Source organism: Ligilactobacillus aviarius, from assembly GCF_001654615.1.
GTDB lineage: Bacteria > Bacillota > Bacilli > Lactobacillales > Lactobacillaceae > Ligilactobacillus > Ligilactobacillus aviarius_B.
Genome location: NZ_LWUD01000005.1, coordinates 56,477 through 76,548 on the forward strand (window position 1 = coordinate 56,477; position 20,072 = coordinate 76,548).

Annotated in this window: 21 protein-coding genes; all 21 read right to left on the reverse strand. The window is 44.3% G+C overall.

Going from position 1 to position 20,072, the window contains the following annotated elements; genetic code table 11:
• Window positions 1-14: 14 nt before the first annotated feature.
• The 21 genes from A3O17_RS01170 to yajC all read right to left on the reverse strand — a co-directional run bounded on the left by A3O17_RS01170 (window position 15) and on the right by yajC (window position 20,013).
• Window positions 15-743: a zinc-ribbon domain-containing protein gene (locus A3O17_RS01170; protein ID WP_064212645.1), complete on the reverse strand. Its 729-nt coding sequence runs from the start codon at window positions 741-743 to the stop codon at window positions 15-17.
• A 147-nt stretch (window positions 744-890) separates the two neighbouring features.
• Entirely contained in the window at window positions 891-3,533 is a 2,643-nt protein-coding gene (alaS, locus tag A3O17_RS01175) for an alanine--tRNA ligase (protein WP_064212644.1), read from the reverse strand.
• Window positions 3,534-3,779: 246 nt separating this feature from the next.
• The gene (locus tag A3O17_RS01180) at window positions 3,780-5,114 is read right to left on the reverse strand and encodes a DEAD/DEAH box helicase (protein WP_064212643.1); all 1,335 of its coding nucleotides are present in this window, start codon (window positions 5,112-5,114) and stop codon (window positions 3,780-3,782) included.
• The gene (locus tag A3O17_RS01185) at window positions 5,107-6,075 is read right to left on the reverse strand and encodes a DHH family phosphoesterase (protein WP_064212642.1); all 969 of its coding nucleotides are present in this window, start codon (window positions 6,073-6,075) and stop codon (window positions 5,107-5,109) included. Before A3O17_RS01185 ends, A3O17_RS01180 begins: the two co-directional genes overlap by 8 nt.
• A 59-nt stretch (window positions 6,076-6,134) precedes the next feature.
• A complete protein-coding gene (gene dinB, locus A3O17_RS01190) occupies window positions 6,135-7,214 on the reverse strand; it encodes a DNA polymerase IV (RefSeq protein WP_081255609.1) in 1,080 nt (359 codons plus the stop codon).
• 236 nt (window positions 7,215-7,450) lie between these two features.
• Window positions 7,451-8,920, reverse strand: a complete 1,470-nt coding sequence (gene zwf, locus A3O17_RS01195; protein WP_064208129.1) for a glucose-6-phosphate dehydrogenase — start codon at window positions 8,918-8,920, stop codon at window positions 7,451-7,453.
• A 73-nt stretch (window positions 8,921-8,993) separates the two neighbouring features.
• Window positions 8,994-9,752 carry an enoyl-ACP reductase FabI gene (fabI, locus tag A3O17_RS01200; protein WP_064208104.1) on the reverse strand — a complete coding sequence of 253 codons (759 nt, stop codon included), beginning with the start codon at window positions 9,750-9,752 and terminating at the stop codon, window positions 8,994-8,996.
• A 17-nt stretch (window positions 9,753-9,769) separates the two neighbouring features.
• Window positions 9,770-10,549: an acetyl-CoA carboxylase carboxyltransferase subunit alpha gene (gene accA, locus A3O17_RS01205; RefSeq protein ID WP_064212641.1), complete on the reverse strand. Its 780-nt coding sequence runs from the start codon at window positions 10,547-10,549 to the stop codon at window positions 9,770-9,772.
• Window positions 10,542-11,396 (reverse strand): acetyl-CoA carboxylase carboxyltransferase subunit beta, encoded by an 855-nt coding sequence (locus A3O17_RS01210; RefSeq protein ID WP_064212640.1) that lies wholly within the window; start codon window positions 11,394-11,396, stop codon window positions 10,542-10,544. Before A3O17_RS01210 ends, accA begins: the two co-directional genes overlap by 8 nt.
• Window positions 11,377-12,765, reverse strand: coding sequence for an acetyl-CoA carboxylase biotin carboxylase subunit (gene accC, locus A3O17_RS01215; protein WP_064212639.1), 1,389 nt, complete (start codon window positions 12,763-12,765; stop codon window positions 11,377-11,379). Before accC ends, A3O17_RS01210 begins: the two co-directional genes overlap by 20 nt.
• 3 nt (window positions 12,766-12,768) lie before the next feature.
• Window positions 12,769-13,197 carry a 3-hydroxyacyl-ACP dehydratase FabZ gene (gene fabZ / locus A3O17_RS01220; protein WP_064212638.1) on the reverse strand — a complete coding sequence of 143 codons (429 nt, stop codon included), beginning with the start codon at window positions 13,195-13,197 and terminating at the stop codon, window positions 12,769-12,771.
• Window positions 13,198-13,644, reverse strand: coding sequence for an acetyl-CoA carboxylase biotin carboxyl carrier protein (accB, locus tag A3O17_RS01225; protein WP_064212677.1), 447 nt, complete (start codon window positions 13,642-13,644; stop codon window positions 13,198-13,200). It abuts the gene before it with no gap.
• A gap of 2 nt (window positions 13,645-13,646) precedes the next feature.
• Window positions 13,647-14,879, reverse strand: coding sequence for a beta-ketoacyl-ACP synthase II (gene fabF / locus A3O17_RS01230; RefSeq protein ID WP_064212637.1), 1,233 nt, complete (start codon window positions 14,877-14,879; stop codon window positions 13,647-13,649).
• A gap of 11 nt (window positions 14,880-14,890) precedes the next feature.
• Window positions 14,891-15,619, reverse strand: coding sequence for a 3-oxoacyl-ACP reductase FabG (fabG, locus tag A3O17_RS01235; protein WP_064212636.1), 729 nt, complete (start codon window positions 15,617-15,619; stop codon window positions 14,891-14,893).
• Window positions 15,610-16,572 (reverse strand): ACP S-malonyltransferase, encoded by a 963-nt coding sequence (locus A3O17_RS01240; RefSeq protein ID WP_064208096.1) that lies wholly within the window; start codon window positions 16,570-16,572, stop codon window positions 15,610-15,612. Before A3O17_RS01240 ends, fabG begins: the two co-directional genes overlap by 10 nt.
• A 9-nt stretch (window positions 16,573-16,581) precedes the next feature.
• Entirely contained in the window at window positions 16,582-16,824 is a 243-nt protein-coding gene (locus A3O17_RS01245; protein WP_064208095.1) for an acyl carrier protein, read from the reverse strand.
• Between the two features lie 17 nt (window positions 16,825-16,841).
• On the reverse strand, window positions 16,842-17,816 hold the full coding sequence (locus A3O17_RS01250) for a beta-ketoacyl-ACP synthase III (RefSeq protein WP_064208094.1): 975 nt from the start codon (window positions 17,814-17,816) through the stop codon (window positions 16,842-16,844).
• A 15-nt stretch (window positions 17,817-17,831) separates the two neighbouring features.
• Complete coding sequence (locus A3O17_RS01255) at window positions 17,832-18,275, reverse strand: MarR family winged helix-turn-helix transcriptional regulator (protein WP_057827635.1); 444 nt, start codon at window positions 18,273-18,275, stop codon at window positions 17,832-17,834.
• A gap of 73 nt (window positions 18,276-18,348) precedes the next feature.
• Complete coding sequence (gene fabZ / locus A3O17_RS01260) at window positions 18,349-18,801, reverse strand: 3-hydroxyacyl-ACP dehydratase FabZ (protein WP_064208093.1); 453 nt, start codon at window positions 18,799-18,801, stop codon at window positions 18,349-18,351.
• 290 nt (window positions 18,802-19,091) lie between these two features.
• Complete coding sequence (gene tpx, locus A3O17_RS01265; protein WP_064212635.1) at window positions 19,092-19,589, reverse strand: thiol peroxidase; 498 nt, start codon at window positions 19,587-19,589, stop codon at window positions 19,092-19,094.
• A 52-nt stretch (window positions 19,590-19,641) separates the two neighbouring features.
• Entirely contained in the window at window positions 19,642-20,013 is a 372-nt protein-coding gene (gene yajC / locus A3O17_RS01270) for a preprotein translocase subunit YajC (RefSeq protein WP_064208091.1), read from the reverse strand.
• Window positions 20,014-20,072: the final 59 nt, after the last annotated feature.

Genomic DNA, 20,072 nt, shown 5'->3' on the forward strand with positions numbered 1-20,072 from the left:
GAGTCTTCATTTTTTTATTCACAATCCTTAATATTAATCGAATTTGCAACATTCATGATTTCTTTAGCCATTGAATCGCTATTAGCTTGATTTACCATGTCTTGCAAAGTTACCGTCTCAATTGGCTGTTGAACATCGTCACTGCTATCTGAATCGCAAGCATAAATATAGACCGTCTTACCATCGTTACTCAAAGTATAGAAATTCAACGTTCCACCCTGATCAGTATATGAATAGATTTTGCCTGTTCCAGTCTTTGATATTTGAACTGGACATTGGTTAACAATAAAAAGTTCGTTTGTTGAACCTTGACCGTTCCCCATTGCACTTTCATAATTTGACCATGCTTGCCAATCATCATTATTCAAAGTTGATCCATGGTATGCTACTAACGCGGCAATCTGCTTCGGAGTTAACGTTGCCACATTCAGACCATCACTGGTCGATGAGGTATTCTTCGCGGTTTGTTGCGGCTGATTTGAATCATTTGCCGTCTGAGTCTTTGGAGCAGCCTTTTCGGTTTTAGCAGGAGCTGTGACCGGCTTAGCTGGCTTTGGTTTCTGATTCATTCCAAACACAAATGCAAGAGCCCCTAATAAGACAATCACTACAATAACTAAAATTAAAATAAGTTTTTTACCCTTCTTCTGCGGTTTTACAGCATCTTTTAATGATGCGCCGCAATTAACGCAAAACTTAGCATCCGTTTCGTTTGATGTTCCACACTTTGGACAAATTTTCATTAATCTTCACCCTTAAATTACCTAAAATAAAATCATTAATATAAAAATATTACCCCTTTCAGCTCTAAAAAATCAATTTAAAATTCCCATTTCTAAGTAAAAAATAAGGAAGCCATCCCTGACTTCCTTACCTTAATCATTCGGCTTTTATTTCTTTGCTAACCATTCAGCAGCGGCCTTCAATGCGTCTTGCATTCCAGCTGGTTTCTTTCCGCCGGCTTGAGCAAGGTTTGGCCGACCACCACCACCGCCACCAACTAATGGGGCGATCTCTTTGATCAAGTCGCCGGCCTTTAAGCCATCTTTCATTGCAGCATCGCTCATGGCAGCGATCAAGTTAACTTTACCGTCTTCAGTTGCCGTTCCAAGAACAAGAACGTCTGAAAGATCCTTGGCCTTCCATTGATCAGCCAATTGCCGTAATTGGTTCATTCCTGAAACATTGACTTGCGAAGCAATCAAGGTCTTGCCATTGATTGTTTGCACGTTCTTGAAGACGTCGGCAGCTTGTTGGCTGGCAAACTTATCTTCTAAGGCTTGCTTTTGTTGTTCAAGTTCCTTGATTTGAGCAAGCGTTTGATCGATCTTACTTGGAACATCCTTAACTTGGGCAACCTTTAATTTAGCAGCTGATTCGTTTAAAATGTTATTCCGTTGTTGCAAGAATTCGTATGCTTCCTTTGAAGTTACGGCTTCGATCCGGCGAACGCCAGCACCGACACCTGATTCAGAAACGATCTTGAACAAGCCAAGTTCACTGGTATTATCAGCATGGTTTCCACCGCAGAATTCCATTGAATAATCGCCGATCTTAACAACCCGGACAACGTCGCCGTACTTTTCACTGAACAAGGCAATTGCGCCCATCTTCTTTGCTGATTCAATATCAGTTTCAACGGTTTCAACTGGTAGCGCATCCCAAATCTTTTCGTTTACGATCCGTTCAACCTTATCAAGGTCTTCAGCGGTAACTGAGCCTAAGTTCGTGAAGTCAAACCGCAAGTATGTTGGTTCAACCAATGAACCGGCTTGATGCGTGTGTTCGCCTAAAACATCCCGTAATGCTTGGTCAAGCAAGTGGGTTGCGGTGTGGTTCTTTCGCACTTTATCGTGGAACTTCTTGTTAACAACCAATTCATATTCGTGTTCCTTGGTCATCTTTTTCAAAACCTTAACGGTGTGCATGTTTTGACCGTTGGGAGCGTGTTGAACATCTTCAACTTCCGCAACAACTTCGCCGTTTTCGTCCTTGATAACCCCCTGGTCAGCAACTTGGCCTCCCATTTCAGCATAAAATGGAGTAACTGAGAAGATCATCTTGGCTTCGCCATCAGCAACCTCATCAATTAATTGGTTGTCAACAATAATGTCCTTTAATACGCCTTGGGCATCAAGTTTTTCGTAACCAACGTATTCACTTGGAGTCTTAATATCCGTCAACAAGCCATTTTGAACACCCATTGATTTTTCGTTGCTCCGGGCGTTCCGGGCACGTTCCTTTTGCGCATCCATTTCACTTTGGAATTCGTCTTCGTTAACGCCTAGTCCGGCATCGTTCGCGTATTCCACCGTTAATTCCAATGGGAAACCGTAAGTATCATATAACTTGAAAGCAGTCTTACCGTCGATCTTATCTTGCTTATTTTCCTTGGCATCAGCGATCACTTGGTCAAGTAATTGCATTCCGTCTTTCAAAGTGTTGTTAAAGCGTTCTTCTTCCATCTTGATAACTTTTTGGATAAATTCAGCTTGTTCCAAAACTTCAGGGTAAGCAGACTTCATGATGTCCCCAACAACCGGAACTAACTTGTACAAGAATGCACCGTCAATCCCTAACTTTTGCCCGTGAAGTTCAGCGCGCCGAATCAACCGGCGAATAACATAGCCGCGGCCTTCGTTTGACGGCAAAGCCCCATCACCAATGGCAAACGTAATTGCCCGCGCGTGATCGGCAATCACCTTAAATGAAACGTCATTGTCGGCATTATCGCCATATTGCTTACCAGCTGACATTTGCACCGTTGCGTCAATGATCGGCATAAACAAGTCCGTTTCAAAGTTTGTTTTCGCATGTTGGAAAACGGAAACAACCCGTTCAAGCCCCATCCCCGTATCAATGTTTTTATGCGGAAGCGGTTCGTATGTGCCATCTGGCTTGTGGTTGTATTCTGAGAAGACAATGTTCCAGATTTCAAGGTAGCGTTCGTTTTCACCACCTGGATAATTTTCAGGATCATCTTCAGCAACGTTGTTGAATTCTTGGCCGCGATCGTAGAAAATTTCTGAGTCCGGACCACATGGACCTTCCCCAATATCCCAGAAGTTGTCTTCAACTTGGTAAATGTGGTCTTCGGCAACGCCGGCCTTCATCCACACTTTCTTTGATTCCTTATCTTTTGGATAAACCGTGATGTAAAGTTTTTCAGGATCCATCCCGAACCATTCTGGACTGGTCAACAGTTCCCATGCCCACGGAATAACTTCATTCCGGAAGTAATCCCCAACTGAGAAGTTTCCGAGCATTTCAAATAATGTATGGTGGCGCGCAGTGTGACCTACGTTTTCAATATCGTTTGTCCGAATTGATTTTTGTGAACTTGTCATCCGGCGGTTCTTCGGGACAACTGTTCCATCAAAATACTTCTTCATCGTTGCAACCCCAGAGTTGATCCATAACAATGTCGGGTCATCTTGAGGAATCAATGGCGCACTCTTCAAAACATCGTGACCTTTTGATTTAAAGAAATCCAAATACATTTGCCGCACTTCGGCACTTGATAATTCTTTCATATTTTTCCTTTCCAATATACAAAAAGTACCATTGCCTGCAAGGACGCACATGCGCGGTACCACCCTGCTTGCAACGATACTTTATCGTAACCTCTTTAAGTTTATTAATTTCAATGTCATCATAGGGAGCATTGCTTTACGGTTTTCAAGTTTTCGCACCACCCAAACTCTCGCTGAGAAAACCAATAAAACAACATATCCTAATCTTCCAAAAGTATATTTAAAAATTGAGCGTTTGTCAATCCGTTACCGTGATTTACGTGCTTTGCGCCGGGCTTGCCGTTGAGCGATTCGCCGTTTTTGCTGCTGATCACGTTTGATTGCCCGTTGAATCTTCTTTTTATACCCTGGTTTGTGTTTTTTCTTTTGCTTATTGACCATCCCTTGCAGTTGCGGATCCATTTTTTCATGGATTTTCTTCCGCTTCTGCCGCCGGTTTCGGTCATATGAATCAACGATCTCGCCATTCCGAATTGCTTTCGGTTCAAACTTGATACCCATTTTTTCAAGTTCTTCGATTTTACTTTCATCGTTTGGTTCATAAAGCGTAATTGCCGTTCCGCTCATTCCGTTTCGACCTGTCCGGCCAACCCGGTGAACAAAGAATTCAAGATCCGCTGGCAAATCATCATTGATAACGTGGGAAACGCCCTGAATGTCAATCCCCCGCGCTGCCAAATCGGTTGCTACCACGTATTGGTATTCAAGATTTTGAACGGCCTTCATGATTCGTTTCCGTTCCCGCGGTTGTAATCCACCATGAATCTTCGCAACCTTCAATCCTTGTGAACGCAAGTAATCTGTCAGTTCATCGGCGCGTTCCTTCGTGTTGGTGAAAACCAATGCTAAGTATGGCTCACCCATTGTCAGCAACTTGTAGATGATTTGGTTCCGGTCGCGGCCCTTCGTTGAAATCAGCCAGTTATCGATCGTATCACTGATGATCGTTTGATTTTTAACAACTTCAACGACTGGATTTTCCATGTATTTGTGAAGGAATGGTTGTAACTTTTCCGGGATCGTTGCTGAAAAGACCATCATCTGCAGATCTTGCGGCAATGATGATGCGATTGCATCCGTATCATCCAAAAATCCCATGTCCAACGTCATATCCGCTTCATCAACAACAAATTGCCGAACTTCGTGAACATCAAGTGCCTGGGCCCGGATCAGATCTAAAATTCGGCCGGGAGTCCCAATCACGATTTGCGGCTGATTATGGCTTAATTTCTCAATTTGCCGCTGTTTATCCGTTCCGCCAACATAATTGTGAACGATCATCGGTTCTGGAGCGAACTTCGCAATTTGCTTTGCTGCTTCATAAATCTGATATGCCAGTTCCCGACTTGGCGTTGTGATAACCGCTTGAGCAGGACCATTGGGATCAACTTTTTGGAAAATCGGCAAAAGGAACGTGTGTGTCTTCCCGCTCCCGGTTTGGGATTGGCCAACCACACTTTTGCCTTTCAGGATCGTTGGAATCAAGCGTTCCTGAACCGGCGTTGGTTTCCGGAAGCCCATCGCCTTCAATGCCTTATTAATAAAGGGTTTAAAATCAAAATCCTTAAATTCTTTAGTCATTCTTTTCTCCTGTGTATGTTGCGGCAATTTGATCTAATTTCGCAACGTATTCTTTCAACTGGTCATCAGTTAAGGTGTCCATCATTGCTCCGCTTGCTAATGGGTGGCCGCCACCGCCGTATTCCTTGGCAAGTTCGTTAATTACCGGACCCTTTGAACGAATATTCAACCGGTACTTGCCGTCTTCACCTTCAACAAAGAGGGTCCAGCAAACGACCTTGTCGATTTTACCGATCACAGAAACGATTGGCGCTGTTCCTTGAGCTCCAAGGTCAAAACTCTTAACCAAATCATGTTTCAGTACAATGTATGCTGCATTGTGTTCCGTCATAACCATGTTGTCCCAAACATATGCTGACAATTTGGCAACTCCTTGACTGATATCGTCCATTTTGCGGTTCATTTCAGAAGCGTTGATATCAAATCCAAACAACTGAGCCGTTACACGCAATGTGTGGGCTGTAGTATTGTCGTACATAAACCGGCCAGTGTCACCTGCAATGCCGGCATATAACATCCGGGCAGCCTTTTGATTCAACACTAATTGTCCTTCTGACTTGTTAACTAAATCAACAACCATTTCAGATGAGCTTGAAGCACTTGTGTTTACCAAACTAATGTCACCGTAGTGATCGTCATCCGGGTGGTGGTCAATTTTAATCAGATAATCGCCTTGATCATAACGTTGATCATCGACCCGTGGCCGGTTAGCAGTGTCGATTGCGATCACTAAAGCGCCCTTGAACATGTCATCAGTCAATTCATCTTCAGTTGTGATCCACGTTAAACTGCCGTCATTTTCACCTGCTTGGTAAACGGTCTTATTCGGGAAGCTGTTCCGAATTACTTCCGCCAAGCCGCCTTGAGAACCGAATGCGTCTGGATCCGGATCGGTATGCCGGTGAATGATAATTTTGTCATATTCTTTGATTTTTTCAATAATTTGTTGTTCGATTGTCATTTTCTGACCTCTTTCAATTAATCTCCAATTATCAAGTATACAAATAAGTCCCGGCTTTTTCAAAGATTGAGCCGGATATTCTCAAACTCCAGCGGATCAAGATTAGTGATCGTTAATCCCAATAGCCGGACGTCAATTGGATTATCTTGAATCTCATCAAAGAGCTGCCGGCCGTAATACGCGAAGTTATCCACCTGATTATCAAGATAATCATCAAAGGTCAGGCGTTTCGTGACCGTTTCAAAATGACTGTCCCGGACTTTGATCACGATCGTTTTGCCATGTTTTTGCTGGCGCTTTAACTCGGCGACTAACCGTTCAGCCGTTAGTTTTAACTGTTCGTCGACCTGTTCGATCGAATTTAACGGTTGGTCAAACGTCCGCTGACTGCCGACTGATTTTCGTTCCCGCTGCCATTCAACCGGCCGGTCATCGATTCCACGAACCCGTTGATATAAAATATGACCCATCTTGCCGAATTTTGAAATGAGATCAATTTCCTTCCAGTGATAGAGATCTTCACCGGTATTGATCCCCAATTCCCGCATTTTGGGTGCCGTTTTCTTTCCAATTCCGCGAAACTTTTCGATCGGTAACGGAAAAAGAAAATCAAGCGCATCTTCCGGATTAATGACCGTCATCCCAACCGGTTTGTGATAATCCGACGCGAGCTTCGCTAAGAACTTGTTATACGAAACGCCCGTGGAACACGTCAAATGCAATTGATCATATATTTCCTGCTGAATTCGATGCGCAAGGGCCACCGCCGATTCAATTCCCGGCTTATTTTCCGTGACATCCAAATAGGCTTCATCAAAGGCCACCGGTTCGATTTTGTCAGTGTATTCGTGAAAAATCGTATGGATCTGATGCGAAACGCGCTTGTATTTAGGAAAATCCGGCTTTTTAAAGTAGGCTTGCGGACACCGTTTCAACGCTTCCTGAGCACTCATCGCTGAATGGATCCCGTATGAACGAGCAATGTAATTCGCCGTTGCGACAACGCCCCGGCCACCGGTGTGCTGTGGATTGCGTGAAATCACGAGCGGCTTGGTCCGGAGTTCCGGATGATCCCGCATCTCAACTGATGCATAAAACGCGTCCATATCAACATGCACGATTTTCCGCTGCTTTGCCACGATCTTCCACCTCACCTTCAAAGTTTCGCTAATATTTTAAACGAATGTATGTTCGAAATCAAGAGATGAATAAAGAGGTTGTAACACAAATTACAACCTCTTCACTACTTTCGCATCATCGGGCTCCAAAACAAACGAGCTGAGTGGAAGTTCGAAAACCTCCGAATCTATGCTCCGCGATTCGTTCGCTTTTCTGCTTCCACCACGCTCGTTTTTAATGTTTTGTCGCACCTTTTTTATCTTAACGGATTAAATTCCCAATAATTTCCATCGCGAATCAACAATTCATCCGCTTCACGTGGTCCCATTGAACCGCAATCATAGTTTGGAAAAATTGCTGGATCCGCATCCGATTCATTCCATGCTTTTCGAATGGCATCCACAAACCGCCATGAATAGCGGACTTCATCCCAATGAACAAAGTTGGTTGAATCGCCTTTAATTACATCAAGCAATAGCTTTTCATATGCTTCCGGGGTCTTTGCCCGCAAAGCGGAGTTATGCTTGAACTTCATCGTAACGTTGCTTACTGGATAATTTTCTTCGCTGACTTCCTTTTCATTCAACCGCAAACTGGTTTCTGGAGTCGGTTCAACATTGATCGTCAAGACGTTCGGATCAAGTTTTTCGTTTGAGAAAATGTTATTCGGCATGTCTTTGAACACAACATCGATTCGCGTTCCTTTGACAGCCATCCGCTTTCCGGTCCGAATATAGATTGGAACCCCGGCAAAGTTCATATTATTTACAAAAATCCGCCCTGCAACAAAGGTTTCGGTCATCGAATCGGATGGTACCTGACTTTCTTCGCGGTAAGCCGGCATTCCTGCCGTTGCACCATATTGACCACGAACAAAGTTTTGCCGGACTTCATCTGGTTCATAAACCTTCAATGCCTTCAATGCACTGATCTTTTCACGTTCAATATCAGTATCTTTGTATGAGACTGGCGCATTCATCGTCAGCAAAGAAACAAGTTGCAAAATATGATTTTGAACCATATCCCGCAATGCTCCAGCATGTTCATAATAGCCGGCCCGTTCTTCAACCCCTAAAATTTCGCCAAGCGTAATTTGAATATTCGAGATATAGCGGTTATTCCATAAAGCATTGAAAATCGGGTTGGCAAACCGAATCGCATAAATACTTTGAGCCATTTCCTTTCCCAGATAATGGTCAATTCGGAAAATATCTTTTTCTTCAAAATAACGGGCAATATCGTTATTTAAGGCTTCCGCACTCTTCAAATCATGACCGAATGGCTTTTCAATGACCAACCGGTTATAGCCGTTTTCAGTCACAAGATTTTGTGACCGTAAATGCTTGGCAATCGTTCCAAAGAACGTTGGTGACATTGCAAGGTAAAAGATACGGTTGCCACCGATTTGATAACGTTCATCTAACTTGGCTGCCAAGTTCTTTAAAGTTATATAGTGCTCAGTATCATTAACGTTATGTGATTGATAATAAAAGTGGCTAGCAAACTGATTAATTTCAAGGGCGTTATTTTCCATATCAGCAACGCTGTTTCGAACGACTTCCTGCAACCGTTCGTTTGTCCACGGCCGCCGGGCAGTTCCGATAACAGCAAATTTATTCTTTAAAAATCCTTTTTGGTAAAGGTGAAACAAAGCCGGATACAGTTTGCGTTGGGCTAAATCGCCAGTTGCGCCGAATATAATAAAGAGTGCTTTTCGTTCTTTCAAGACATTCCCCGTCACTTTCGTCAAGATTTTACACTTTCATTGTACTATAACTCAGAATTGCGACAAGGGATTTTTAAATCAAATGAACTCCTTTATCCGCGTAAATTACGTCACCCACAACGCCGGTTGCCAAATCGCTCATCAAAAAAGCACACACACCGCCGATTTCTTCTAAGGTCACGGAATGCTGATCAACCGTCCGGCGTTCAGATTCAGCCAACAAAGCGGAATGATCCGCAACGCCGGTAACTGCCAACGTCTTCATTGCGCCGGCCGAAATGGCATTTACCCGAATGTTGTCTTTTCCCATGTCGCGGGCTAAATACCGGACTGCCGATTCAAGGGCTGCCTTCGCAATTCCCATCGCATTATAATTTGGAATCGCCCGTACCGAACCCATGTAAGTCAAGGTTACAATGCTGCCCGGATGGTTCAGAATTTTTTGTCCATACCGCGCAACCGCGATCAATGAATATGCTGAAATATCCTGGGCTAAATTGTAACCTTCACGGGTCGTCTTCATCACGTCGCCTTGAAGTTCATTGCGATCAGCATATGCGATTGCATGCACGATCCCGTCGATTTTACCAAACCGGTTTTGAATCTCAGTGAATGCCTTTTCGATGTTTTCATCAGCCGCGACGTCGCATTCAATTAAGCGGTCATCATCGTTGACCAGTTTGGCCAAGCTTTTTTTCATTCGTTCGTTTTGGTATGTAAAAATAAGCGTTGCTCCCTGTTGCGCCATTACCTGAGCACATCCCCAGGCAATTGAACGCTTGTTTGCAACGCCCATTACTAAAATCTTTTTGCCTTCAAGCAAGCCGTTCATTCGTTAATCATCCCCTATTAAAATTTTCTGAAGCGCGCATGCCGCTGTGCAAGCAATTCTTCAAGCGAAAGCTTTTGCAACCGTTGAATTTCAGTTTGAAGCACATCGGCAATTGCCGTACACGTTTCAGTATGATCGTCACTTTCCGGAATAATTCCTTCAATTATCTGCCGTTTTAATAATTCTGCCGGTGAAATTTTCAGTGTTTCAGCGGCTTCATCAGCCCGAGAACTATCCTTCCACAGAATTGAAGCAAATGCTTCTGGTGAAATGACGGAATAAATACTCTTTTCAAGCATCCATACCGCATCGCCGCCGGCTAACGCCAATGCACCGCCGCTGCCGCCTTCACCGGTAATAACGGTGATCAGGGGCGTCTTTAATTCACTCATCACCATCAAGTTTTGGGCAATCATGTAACCTTGCCCCTGTTCTTCCGCCTCAGCGCCGGCATATGCCCCGGCAGTGTTCACAAACACGACTACTGGGCGGTTAAACTTTGCCGCTTGGGTCATTAACCGTTGGGCTTTACGGTAACCGGCAGGTGTCGGGCAGCCAAAGTGGCGGGCGATCCGTTCTTGCGGCGTCGTTCCCTTATCGGTTGCAATGACCGTCACCGGTTGCCCGTTGAACAAGGCAATTCCGCCAATCATTGCCGGATCATCTTCCATTACCCGATCGCCATGCAGTTCATAAAAATCGTCGAAAACATTGGCGATCAATTCACGAGCGCTGATTTTATTTTTATCCCGGGCAGCCTTTACAATTTCAGCTGCTGTTTGTTCTTTTTTAGTCATTTGCTGCCTCCGTCCGGTTTAACCGCAATAACTTTGCAATTACCTGCTTTTGCCGATCCCGCGGAACAATGTCATCGATCAACCCGTTTTTCATTAAGGTTTCCGCTGACTGCAAGTCATCCGCAATTTTTTGATGCATTGTTTGTTCGATCACCCGCCGACCGGCAAACCCGATCAACGCTTTCGGCTCGGCCAAAATAATGTCGCTTTGGTTCGCAAAACTGGCCGTCACCCCGCCAGTTGTCGGATCAGTCAAAACTGTCAAGTAAAACAAGCCGGCATTTGAATGTTCCATGACTGCTTGGGTAACCTTTTGCATCTGCATCAACGAATAAATTCCTTCTTGCATCCGGGCCCCGCCAGAAAGAGCAAACAAGACGACCGGCAACCGTTTTTGCGTTGCCATTTCAAATAACCGGGTCAACTTTTCACCCGTAACGCTTCCTAATGAACCCATAATGAAATCCGGATCCATAATCGCCAACGCGCATTTTTCATGATCGATTTCGGCAATCCCTGTCAGGACTGACTCATCAATTCCGCTTTTTTCACGGCATTGTTCGACCTTTTGATCAAAGCCTTCAAAGTCAATTGGATTCGATTCTTCAATATCCGTCAAAATTTCTTTAAAATCATCAGCGACCCATTCAACCCGTTGCCGGGCACCTGTTCGAAAACCGTAGCCGCATTCGGGACATGTCCGGAACTTTCCGAGCTTTTCACGTAAAAATACTTGGTGACATTTTGGACATGTGATCCACAAACCGTCCGGAACCCGATCCATCGCTTGGTGATCAGCCTTCACGTGCCGCTCACTGATTCGTGATTTATTTTTGTAAAGTTTCATGATTTAAACCTTTCTTCCATTCCGGCAAAAAATGCTTTTCAAGATAATCCGTCGTTACCGTTCCCTTGGCAAATTGACCATCACGTTCAAGGAATGCCTGGTGAAATTCAATGTTCGTCTGAACTCCTTTGATAACCGCCTCATCTAAGACGCGTTTCATCTTAGCAATTGCCTCTTGCCGGTTCGGTCCCCACGATACAAACTTAGCGACCATCGAATCGTAAAACGGCGAGATCGTCCATTGCGGATACAATTCCGTATCGATCCGTACACCGAGGTTCCCAGTTGGAAGGTAAAGATAGTCAACCTTTCCCGATTGCGGCATAAAATCGCGGGCCGGATCTTCCGCATTGATTCGGCATTCAATCGATACCCCGTGCGGAGTAAGATCAGCTTGCGTAATATCAAGTTCTAATCCAGCAGCGATCCGCACCTGTTCGCGCACAATATCGACCCCGGTAATCATTTCACTGACCGTATGTTCAACTTGGATCCGGGTATTCATTTCCATAAAGTAGAAATGATGAGCTTGATCCATTAAGCATTCGATCGTTCCGGTGTTGACATAGTTAAGGGCATCGGTTGCTTTGATTGCAATTGATTGCAACTCTTGCCGTTCTTTTCCCGTTAAGATCGGGCAAGGACTTTCTTCGATCATCTTTTGCTTATTGCGTTGAACTGAACAATCCCGTTCTGGAAATGCCAAGGTATGGCCGGCTTGATCCCGGAAAACTTGAATTTCAAGGTGCTTAACATCTTGCATCACCTTTTCAAGGTACATCCGGTCATCATTAAATGCATGCTGGGCTTCCTGTTTCGCCCGCGCAAACGCCGTCTTCATTTCCTGCCGGTCTTGAACCACCCGGATTCCTTTGCCACCGCCACCTGCAGCTGCTTTAAGCAAAACCGGATAACCGACCCGCTTCGCAATCTCAAGTGCTTCAGCAGTGTCCTGAATAAAGCCTTTGCTTCCTGGAATTACCGGAACATCACTTTCCATCATCCGCATCCGGGCATTGGCCTTATTGCCCATCAGTTCAATGGTTTCTGACCGGGGGCCAATAAATTTCACGTGACATTCTTCACATAACCGTGCAAATTCACTGTTTTCTGATAAAAAGCCAAATCCAGGATGAATTGCTTCCGCCCCGGTTCCGACTGCAGCGGCTAGAATCGATTTCATATTCAAATAAGAATCTTTAAGTTGCGGGCCGCCAATGCAGACCGCTTCATCAGCAATCTGAACATGGAGACTTTCGCGGTCAGTCGTTGAATACACTGCAACCGTCTTGATTCCCATTTCTTTCAATGTTCGAATGACGCGCACCGCAATTTCACCACGATTTGCAACTAAAACTTTCTTAAACATCAGCTACTCTCCAATCATAAATGTCAGTTCAGCTGTGCATGCTTTTTTGTCGCCGACATACGCAATTCCTTTTCCGCTCCCAATGTGTTCGCGCAACTTCGTTAATTCAACTTCCAGCCGCAAAGAATCGCCGGGACGAACCATCTGGTGGAACCGTGCTTTCTTGATTCCGCCAAAGTATGCTGTTTTCCCCTTAAAATCCGCCATTGAAAGTAAGGCGACCGTGCCGGTTTGGGCAAGGGCTTCAACAATCAGGACTCCCGGCATTACGGGATTTCCCGGAAAGTGGCCGTTAAAAATTTCTTCATGGGCCGTTACGTTATGGATCGCAGTGGCTTTCTTTCCCGGTTCAAGGTCGGTTACCTTATCGATCAGCAGCATTGGATAGCGGTGCGGAATAATTTTTTGAATTTCCGTAACATCCAATTCCATTTACTTTTCCTCGATTTCAAATAATGGTTGGTCGTATTCGACCAAATCTTCATTTTCAACCAAAATATTTTTCACCTGACCAGTAACGTTGCTTTTAACTTCCGTCAGCATCTTCATTGCTTCGATCACGCAAACAACATCGCCGGCATGCACCATTTTCCCTGATTCAACGTATGGTTTTGCTCCCGGTTCCGGTTGCAAGTAAACCGTGCCAACCATTGGCGCAACAATTTGATTTGAACTTGAAACTGAGTTCCTTGAAGCCGCTTCAACTTTGGTTGCCGGTTCATTTGCCTGAACTGGTTGTTGGGCCGGTTGAACCGGTGATTCCGGCGCATTTTCATTTTTACTCAAATGAAGGTGAAACTCACCATCATTAATGTCCAATTCTCTTACTGAGGATTGATTAAATTTATCAATAATTTTATTTATTTCATCAAAATTCAATCTCATTCACTCCATCTTTTGAATGCAAGGACCGCATTGTGCCCGCCAAATCCCAACGAATTGCTGATCGCATACTCTAACGTTGGATCCGGGGTTGCGGTTTTAACTACATTAATATCGCACTCTTCGTCCTGTTCCGTCAAACCAACATTCGGCGGCAAAACTTGACGTTGGAGTGCATCGACCGTCAGCACTGCTTCAATGGCACCGGCTGCCCCCAAAAGGTGCCCGGTCATTGACTTTGAACTGCTGACTTGCACGTTATTATTTTCGCCAAACACCTTGCGAATAGCAAGTGATTCGCTGGCATCATTTGCATGCGTTGACGTTCCATGGGCATTAATGTATCCAACCTGGTCAGCGGTAATTCCCGCTTCAACGATTGCTTCCTGCATTGCCCGGGCCGCTGGTTGGCCTGTCGGGTCCGGCGCCGTAATGTGATAAGCATCACAGTTACTGCCGTAGCCGACAACCTCGCCTAAAATTTTTGCCCCGTGACTTTGAGCATGTTCAAGACTTTCAAGCACCAGTGTCCCAGCACCTTCGCCTAAAACGAATCCCGAGCGTTTCTTATCAAATGGAATCGATGCTTTGGCCGGATCCTTTTCCTTTGATAACGAATTTAAGGCAGCAAATCCGGCAATCCCAATTTCATTGACCGATGCTTCGGAACCGCCGCAAATCATTGCCTGCGCGCGGCCTTCTTTGATCTGCCGGTAAGCTTCACCAATTGAATTCGTCCCGGTTGCACAGGCAGTAACAATTGCTGTACAAATATTTTGCGCATGGAACCGAATCGCAATGTTTCCGGCCGCCATGTTCGCAATCGCCGTCGGGACAAACATTGGTGAAACGCGTTGCGGTCCCTTTTCATGCATTTTAATAATTTGTTCCTGAATGGTTGTTAAGCCGCCGATTCCGGAACCATAAATTACGCCCAGATCCTCGCTGCGGGTATTTTCTTCCGTTAAACCGGCTTGTTCAACGGCTTCAACTGCCGAAGCAACTGCATATTGCGAAAACAGATCCATTCGCTTCGCAGCCTTCTTGCCAACCTTTTCAGCCGGATCAAAACCTTTAACTTCACCGGCAACCGCAATGCCCGTTTCCTCAGCGTCAAATTTTGTAATCGGACCAATTCCAACCTTGCCGGCATATGCGTTCGCAGTAAACGTTTGAACGTCATTTCCTAAAGGTGTAACTGTCCCCATTCCAGTAATCACAACTCTTGTCATCTTTTTCTCCCTTACATTGCCATTCCGCCGTCAACGTTAATTATTTCACCGGTCAAATAATCATTTTGAGCAAGGAAAAGTGCCGTTTGCGCAACTTCTTCTGCCGTTCCTAACCGTTTAAGCGGAATTCGTTCCTTAATTTCTTTTTGCCGTTTTTCATCAATTGCGGCGGTCATTGAACTGGCGATCATTCCCGGAGCGATTGCATTACACCGCACTCCCCGTAATGCCCCTTCCTGAGCGACCGCCTTCGTAAATCCGATCACCCCGGCTTTACTTGCTGCATAATTGGCCTGCCCGATATTTCCGTGTTCGCCGACAACGCTTGCCATGTTGATGATGACTCCAGAACGTCGTTTCAACATCCGTTTAAAAAGCGGCTGGGTTACCCGAAACGTTCCTATCAAGTTCGTATTCACAACATCGTCGAAGTCTTTTTCCCGCATGCCGATCATCAGCTTATCCCGGTTAATTCCAGCATTGTTGACTAAAACATCAACGGCGATTTGATGATCATCAAGTTGGTGGACCATTTCCTCAATGTCGCGCGGACTTGAAATATCTGCTTGAATAAACCACACCTGAACACCGAGGTTCTTAATTTGTTGAATCAATTCTGTTGGTTCATGGCGGGCATTTAAAATTACGTTTGCTCCATGCTCAGCAAACTTAACCGCAATGGCGGCTCCCAGTCCGCGTGATGAACCCGTTACTAAAACATTCTTCCCCGTTAGATCCATTCCTTTTCTCCCGCTTTCTCAATAAATCGTTGATAGTTTCGGTAATTTGTGATGCGTTCCCGTTGCAGTTGCGGATCAACTTGACGCGCAAACGATGATAAAGCTTTGCCCGCCCCAATTTCAAGGGTCGCATTGACCTGATTTTCATCGATCATTCGCTGTAAACAATCACCAAAGTGCGTCGGCCGCACAACTTGATCAACCAACGTTTTTGCAATTGAATCCGGCTCAAAGTTCTTTCCGGTCGTATTACTTAACACGCATTTTGAATTGGCAACAAAATCATCATCTTGAATCACCCGTGCCAATTCATGATGGGTCCCAGTATACAACGGCGTGTGAAACGCACCTTCGACCCGAAGTTCAATCACCTTAGCTGCCAATTGCTGATCCTGAATCGTCTTGGCAACTTGAGCGGTTGCCGCTGCGTTGCCGCCAATCACAATTTGATGCGGCGAGTTGTAATTTGCAATCTGGACGACTTGATCCGGTGAACAATGTTGCTGACAAATCGTTAAAATTTGAACAACATCTTGCGGATCAACGATTGCGTACATTTTTCCTTTAGCGGCTTGGCTGTCCCGTTCCATTGCAAGTGCCCGGGCTTTCAAAATCCGCATTCCAGCTTGAAAAGGCAGCTTTCCGCTGGCGATCAACGCTGAGTATTCACCAAGTGATAAGCCAACACTGGCGCGAATATCAAGTTGCGGCAGATCGTGCTGCAACATCGCATAAAAGCCAAGACTGACCGCAACCAATGCCGGTTGAACGTTGCGCGTAAGGTCAAGTTCCCCGTTTTCGTTTCGCAACACCTTTAGCAGATCCATTTGCAATTCCTGACTGCTAGCATCAATTACCTGCCGAAACACATTACTTTGCTTATAGCAATCAAGACCCATCCCCGTTTTTTGCGCGCCTTGACCGCTAAATAAAATTCCCCATTGAAGTGTCATCTGAATTTCCTATTTATTATCAAGTTGTTTCTTAACGTACTTAACAACGTCATCAATCGTTGCAACATCTTCATCTGATTCTAATTTGATATCAAATGCGTCTTCCAATTCATTCATGATTTCAAAGAAATCTAAACTGTCGGCATCCAGATCATCCTTGATGTTGGATGTCAATTTAATATCATTTTGATCAACTTCTAATTGGTCGGCTGCAATTTCACGTACTTTTTCAAAAATTTGTTCTTCTGTCATTGTTCATTTCTCCCTTGTTATAACTTTATAATTTGGCTGCCAATTGTCAGGCCGCCACCGAAACCAGACAACACGATCGTTTGTCCAGCATGTAATTCTCCATTCTCATTCATCTCCGCTAAGAGAAGCGGAACGCTTGCCGCCGAGGTGTTTCCGTAACGTTCCATGTTATTCGGAAACTTCATGAGCGGTTGGTTTAGTTTTTTGGCAATCGATTTAATGATTCGAATATTTGCCTGGTGCAGGATAAAGTAATCAACGTCATCAAGTGCAACGTGATTTTGATCACATACCCGCTCAATTGAATTCGGAACTTCCGTTGTTGCAAATTTATAAACCGCCCGGCCGTCCATTTTAAACGGATGGAAAGTCGTGAATTTAGCAGGCGGAAATTCGCCAATTGGATTGGTTTCGCCGGCAACTAACCGATCACCGAGATCGCCAAGTGTTTTCAAATCGGTGCCTGCAAAGGCTTCAACATTGTCATTGGCTTCAAGCAAAGCCCCGGCAGCTCCATCACCAAAAAGCACGGCGGATGTCCGGTCCGTCCAATCAACTTCCTTTGAAAGGACTTCGCCGCCAATGACGATTGCATACTTAAAATCGCTCATCCGCATCATCTTTTGGGCAATTTCCATGCCATAGATGAATCCCGAACACGCTGCTGAAATATCAAACGCCACTGCATTCGGGGCTTTGATCTGTCCCTGGACTAATGCGGCCGTTGATGGCGTGCATGCATCCGGTGACATTGTCGCAACAATGATCAAGCCAATTTCATCGACTGAAATTTGGGCTTTAGTAATCAGCTGCTGTGCCACCTTGGTACATAAAACCGATGTATTTTCATTTAAACTTATTCTGCGTTCCCTGATTCCGGTCCGCGTGCTGATCCACTCGTCAGATGTATCCATGATCTGACTTAGATCATCATTTGAAACCGTGTATGCTGGTGCATATCCAGCAATTTGATTGATTTTTACCTTTTTCACAATTCAGCCTTCCCGTTAATCAGAGTGAGCCTCCAAAAATGCCTCTAAATTGCGAATCGCTTTTTCAATCGTTTTAACTTCCTCCGGGTCAAGATCCTTCAAAAAGCTGCGAACCATCTGCCGGTGAAAGGCATCATGCGCGCGGTAAACTAACCGCCCTTTTTTGGTTAACCCTAACCGAATGATTCGCCGATCATCTTCGCCCCGGATCCGCCGAACGTACCCTTTCTTTACCAGCCGGTCAACCGTCGTTGTTAAGGTTCCCGGGGTCAAATGTAATTTGCGGGCCACTTCCGACGCCGTCTGATGATCATACATTGTGATCGCGATAATCGCGTGAATTTCCTTAATGCTTAAATCATTAAAACTGCTTTTGCGAAGTTCATTTTCTTCGATCCACACAATATCGGCATAAACTCTTTTCATCGCTTCATCGATGTATTTTTCTCGCTCATTCATTCTATTCTCACCTTATCGTTTGCTATTCAAATATTTTGTCTATCAAAATAATATCAAAAAATAAGGCATTTCGCTATTTTGCTTGCTGTTCATCCTTTAAAGAAACAATAAACATTAATTCTGCCGAACACGCAACTTTACCGTCAACCCGGGCCTTCGCATTCACGATTCCGATGTTGCCCCGTTGCTTTGTGATTTCGACTTCAATTTTCAACACATCTCCTGGGCGAACCATCCGTTTAAATTTCGCCTTTTGGACTCCACCAAGGTATGCCGTTTTATTTCGAAACTCCTTTGATTTTAAAATCAGGATCGATGCAATCTGCGCCATCGTTTCGATAATTAAAACTCCCGGCATCACTGGATTCCCAGGAAAATGACCGCGAAAATAAGATTCATTGATCGTCACGTTTTTCGTTGCAGCGATCCGCTTCCCCGGCTCAAGTTCATCAACGTAGTCAACATAGCAAATCGGAAACCGGTTTGGAATGATCTCCATGATTTCTTGAGCATCCATGACTTTCATAAAATCACCCCTTGATTTATTTCGAATATCAAAATATTCGATGTACAAACCATACTTCATAAAAAAAGCACTGTCAAGCAAAGGAAAGTGGCCCAATAACCAAATTCATTAATTTATTTAACTTTCTTAACAAAAAGAACCGGATACTTTGATGTTTCAAAGTATCCGGTTCAAAAGCGCCCTGATTACTAATTGATCTTTTAACTTTCAAATTTTTAATAATTGATTTTCTTATCGTTAAGTAACCATAAACTAATTTTAAAAAATATAAATTTCTTTTGAAAATCAAATTAATTTTGCTGGTTTTTGAGGAATTCCAAAACTTGATCATAATTTGGTTCACGACTTAATTCTTCAACCAATTCGCGATAAATAATCTTTCCATTTGGATCAACGACCCAAACACTGCGGGCATCAATGCCGGCATCTTTGATCCATAATCCCATCTTTTCACCAAAATCATGCTCACGATCTGATAGCATCTGCATTTGACTGACATCCGATAATGCACACCACCTTTGCTGCTCATCAGCTGAATTCGTTGAAATTGTGTAAAAATCGATGTTTTGGTAATTGCCAACTTCATCATTAAACTTTCGCGTTGATAGGCTGCATACCGGAGTATTAATATTGGGAACAACGCTGATGAACGTCATCCGGTTGATCAGCCCATCTTCAGTCACTGTTTGACCTGCTCGATTTTGAACTTGAAATGCTGGAAGCTGGTCGCCAACTTGAAGTGGCGTCCCATTAGTTTCCAAAACGGTTCCTTTCTTGGTAAATTGCATAATTATTCCTCCAATCAAAAAGGCTGGATTTTCATCCAACCTTTTTTAATAATTATTTTGTTTCTTTATCTTCAGCTTGTGAATCTGCCTTTTCTTCTTTAGCAGGTTCAGCTGCTTTTTCTTCCTTAGCAGCTGGTTGGGTTTGTTGTGCAGCCGGTGCACTTTGAACGTTTCCAATTGCGTTCAAACTGAATGTCAAGAAAATGCCATCGCAATCAAGCGTTACGGTCTTGTTGGCCTTGTCGATGCTGTCGATCACACCGTGCAAACCGCCGCGCGTAACCACATGATCACCCTTCTTCAAGTTGTTGATCATGTTTTGCCATTGTTGCTGTTGTTTCTTTTGTGGACGAATCATCATGAAGTACATCAATCCGAATAAGACGACGATCATGATAATTGAGTAAAGTCCTCCGCCTTTCATCTTTGTCACTCCTTAAATTATCGTTACAGGTAACACTGTATCAAAAAAATTGCTTAGTT

Bases quoted from the DNA above. Each gene is read 5' to 3' on its own strand.
- A3O17_RS01170 (WP_064212645.1), bottom strand. From the start codon at position 743: ATGAAAATTTGTCCAAAGTGTGGAACATCAAACGAAACGGATGCTAAG.
- alaS (WP_064212644.1), bottom strand. From the start codon at position 3,533: ATGAAAGAATTATCAAGTGCCGAAGTGCGGCAAATGTATTTGGATTTC.
- A3O17_RS01180 (WP_064212643.1), bottom strand. From the start codon at position 5,114: ATGACTAAAGAATTTAAGGATTTTGATTTTAAACCCTTTATTAATAAG.
- A3O17_RS01185 (WP_064212642.1), bottom strand. From the start codon at position 6,075: ATGACAATCGAACAACAAATTATTGAAAAAATCAAAGAATATGACAAA.
- fabI (WP_064208104.1), bottom strand. From the start codon at position 9,752: ATGAACGGCTTGCTTGAAGGCAAAAAGATTTTAGTAATGGGCGTTGCA.
- accA (WP_064212641.1), bottom strand. From the start codon at position 10,549: ATGACTAAAAAAGAACAAACAGCAGCTGAAATTGTAAAGGCTGCCCGG.
- A3O17_RS01210 (WP_064212640.1), bottom strand. From the start codon at position 11,396: ATGAAACTTTACAAAAATAAATCACGAATCAGTGAGCGGCACGTGAAG.
- accC (WP_064212639.1), bottom strand. From the start codon at position 12,765: ATGTTTAAGAAAGTTTTAGTTGCAAATCGTGGTGAAATTGCGGTGCGC.
- fabZ (WP_064212638.1), bottom strand. From the start codon at position 13,197: ATGGAATTGGATGTTACGGAAATTCAAAAAATTATTCCGCACCGCTAT.
- fabF (WP_064212637.1), bottom strand. From the start codon at position 14,879: ATGACAAGAGTTGTGATTACTGGAATGGGGACAGTTACACCTTTAGGA.
- fabG (WP_064212636.1), bottom strand. From the start codon at position 15,619: ATGGATCTAACGGGGAAGAATGTTTTAGTAACGGGTTCATCACGCGGA.
- A3O17_RS01240 (WP_064208096.1), bottom strand. From the start codon at position 16,572: ATGACACTTCAATGGGGAATTTTATTTAGCGGTCAAGGCGCGCAAAAA.
- A3O17_RS01245 (WP_064208095.1), bottom strand. From the start codon at position 16,824: ATGACAGAAGAACAAATTTTTGAAAAAGTACGTGAAATTGCAGCCGAC.
- A3O17_RS01255 (WP_057827635.1), bottom strand. From the start codon at position 18,275: ATGAATGAGCGAGAAAAATACATCGATGAAGCGATGAAAAGAGTTTAT.
- fabZ (WP_064208093.1), bottom strand. From the start codon at position 18,801: ATGAAAGTCATGGATGCTCAAGAAATCATGGAGATCATTCCAAACCGG.
- tpx (WP_064212635.1), bottom strand. From the start codon at position 19,589: ATGCAATTTACCAAGAAAGGAACCGTTTTGGAAACTAATGGGACGCCA.
- yajC (WP_064208091.1), bottom strand. From the start codon at position 20,013: ATGAAAGGCGGAGGACTTTACTCAATTATCATGATCGTCGTCTTATTC.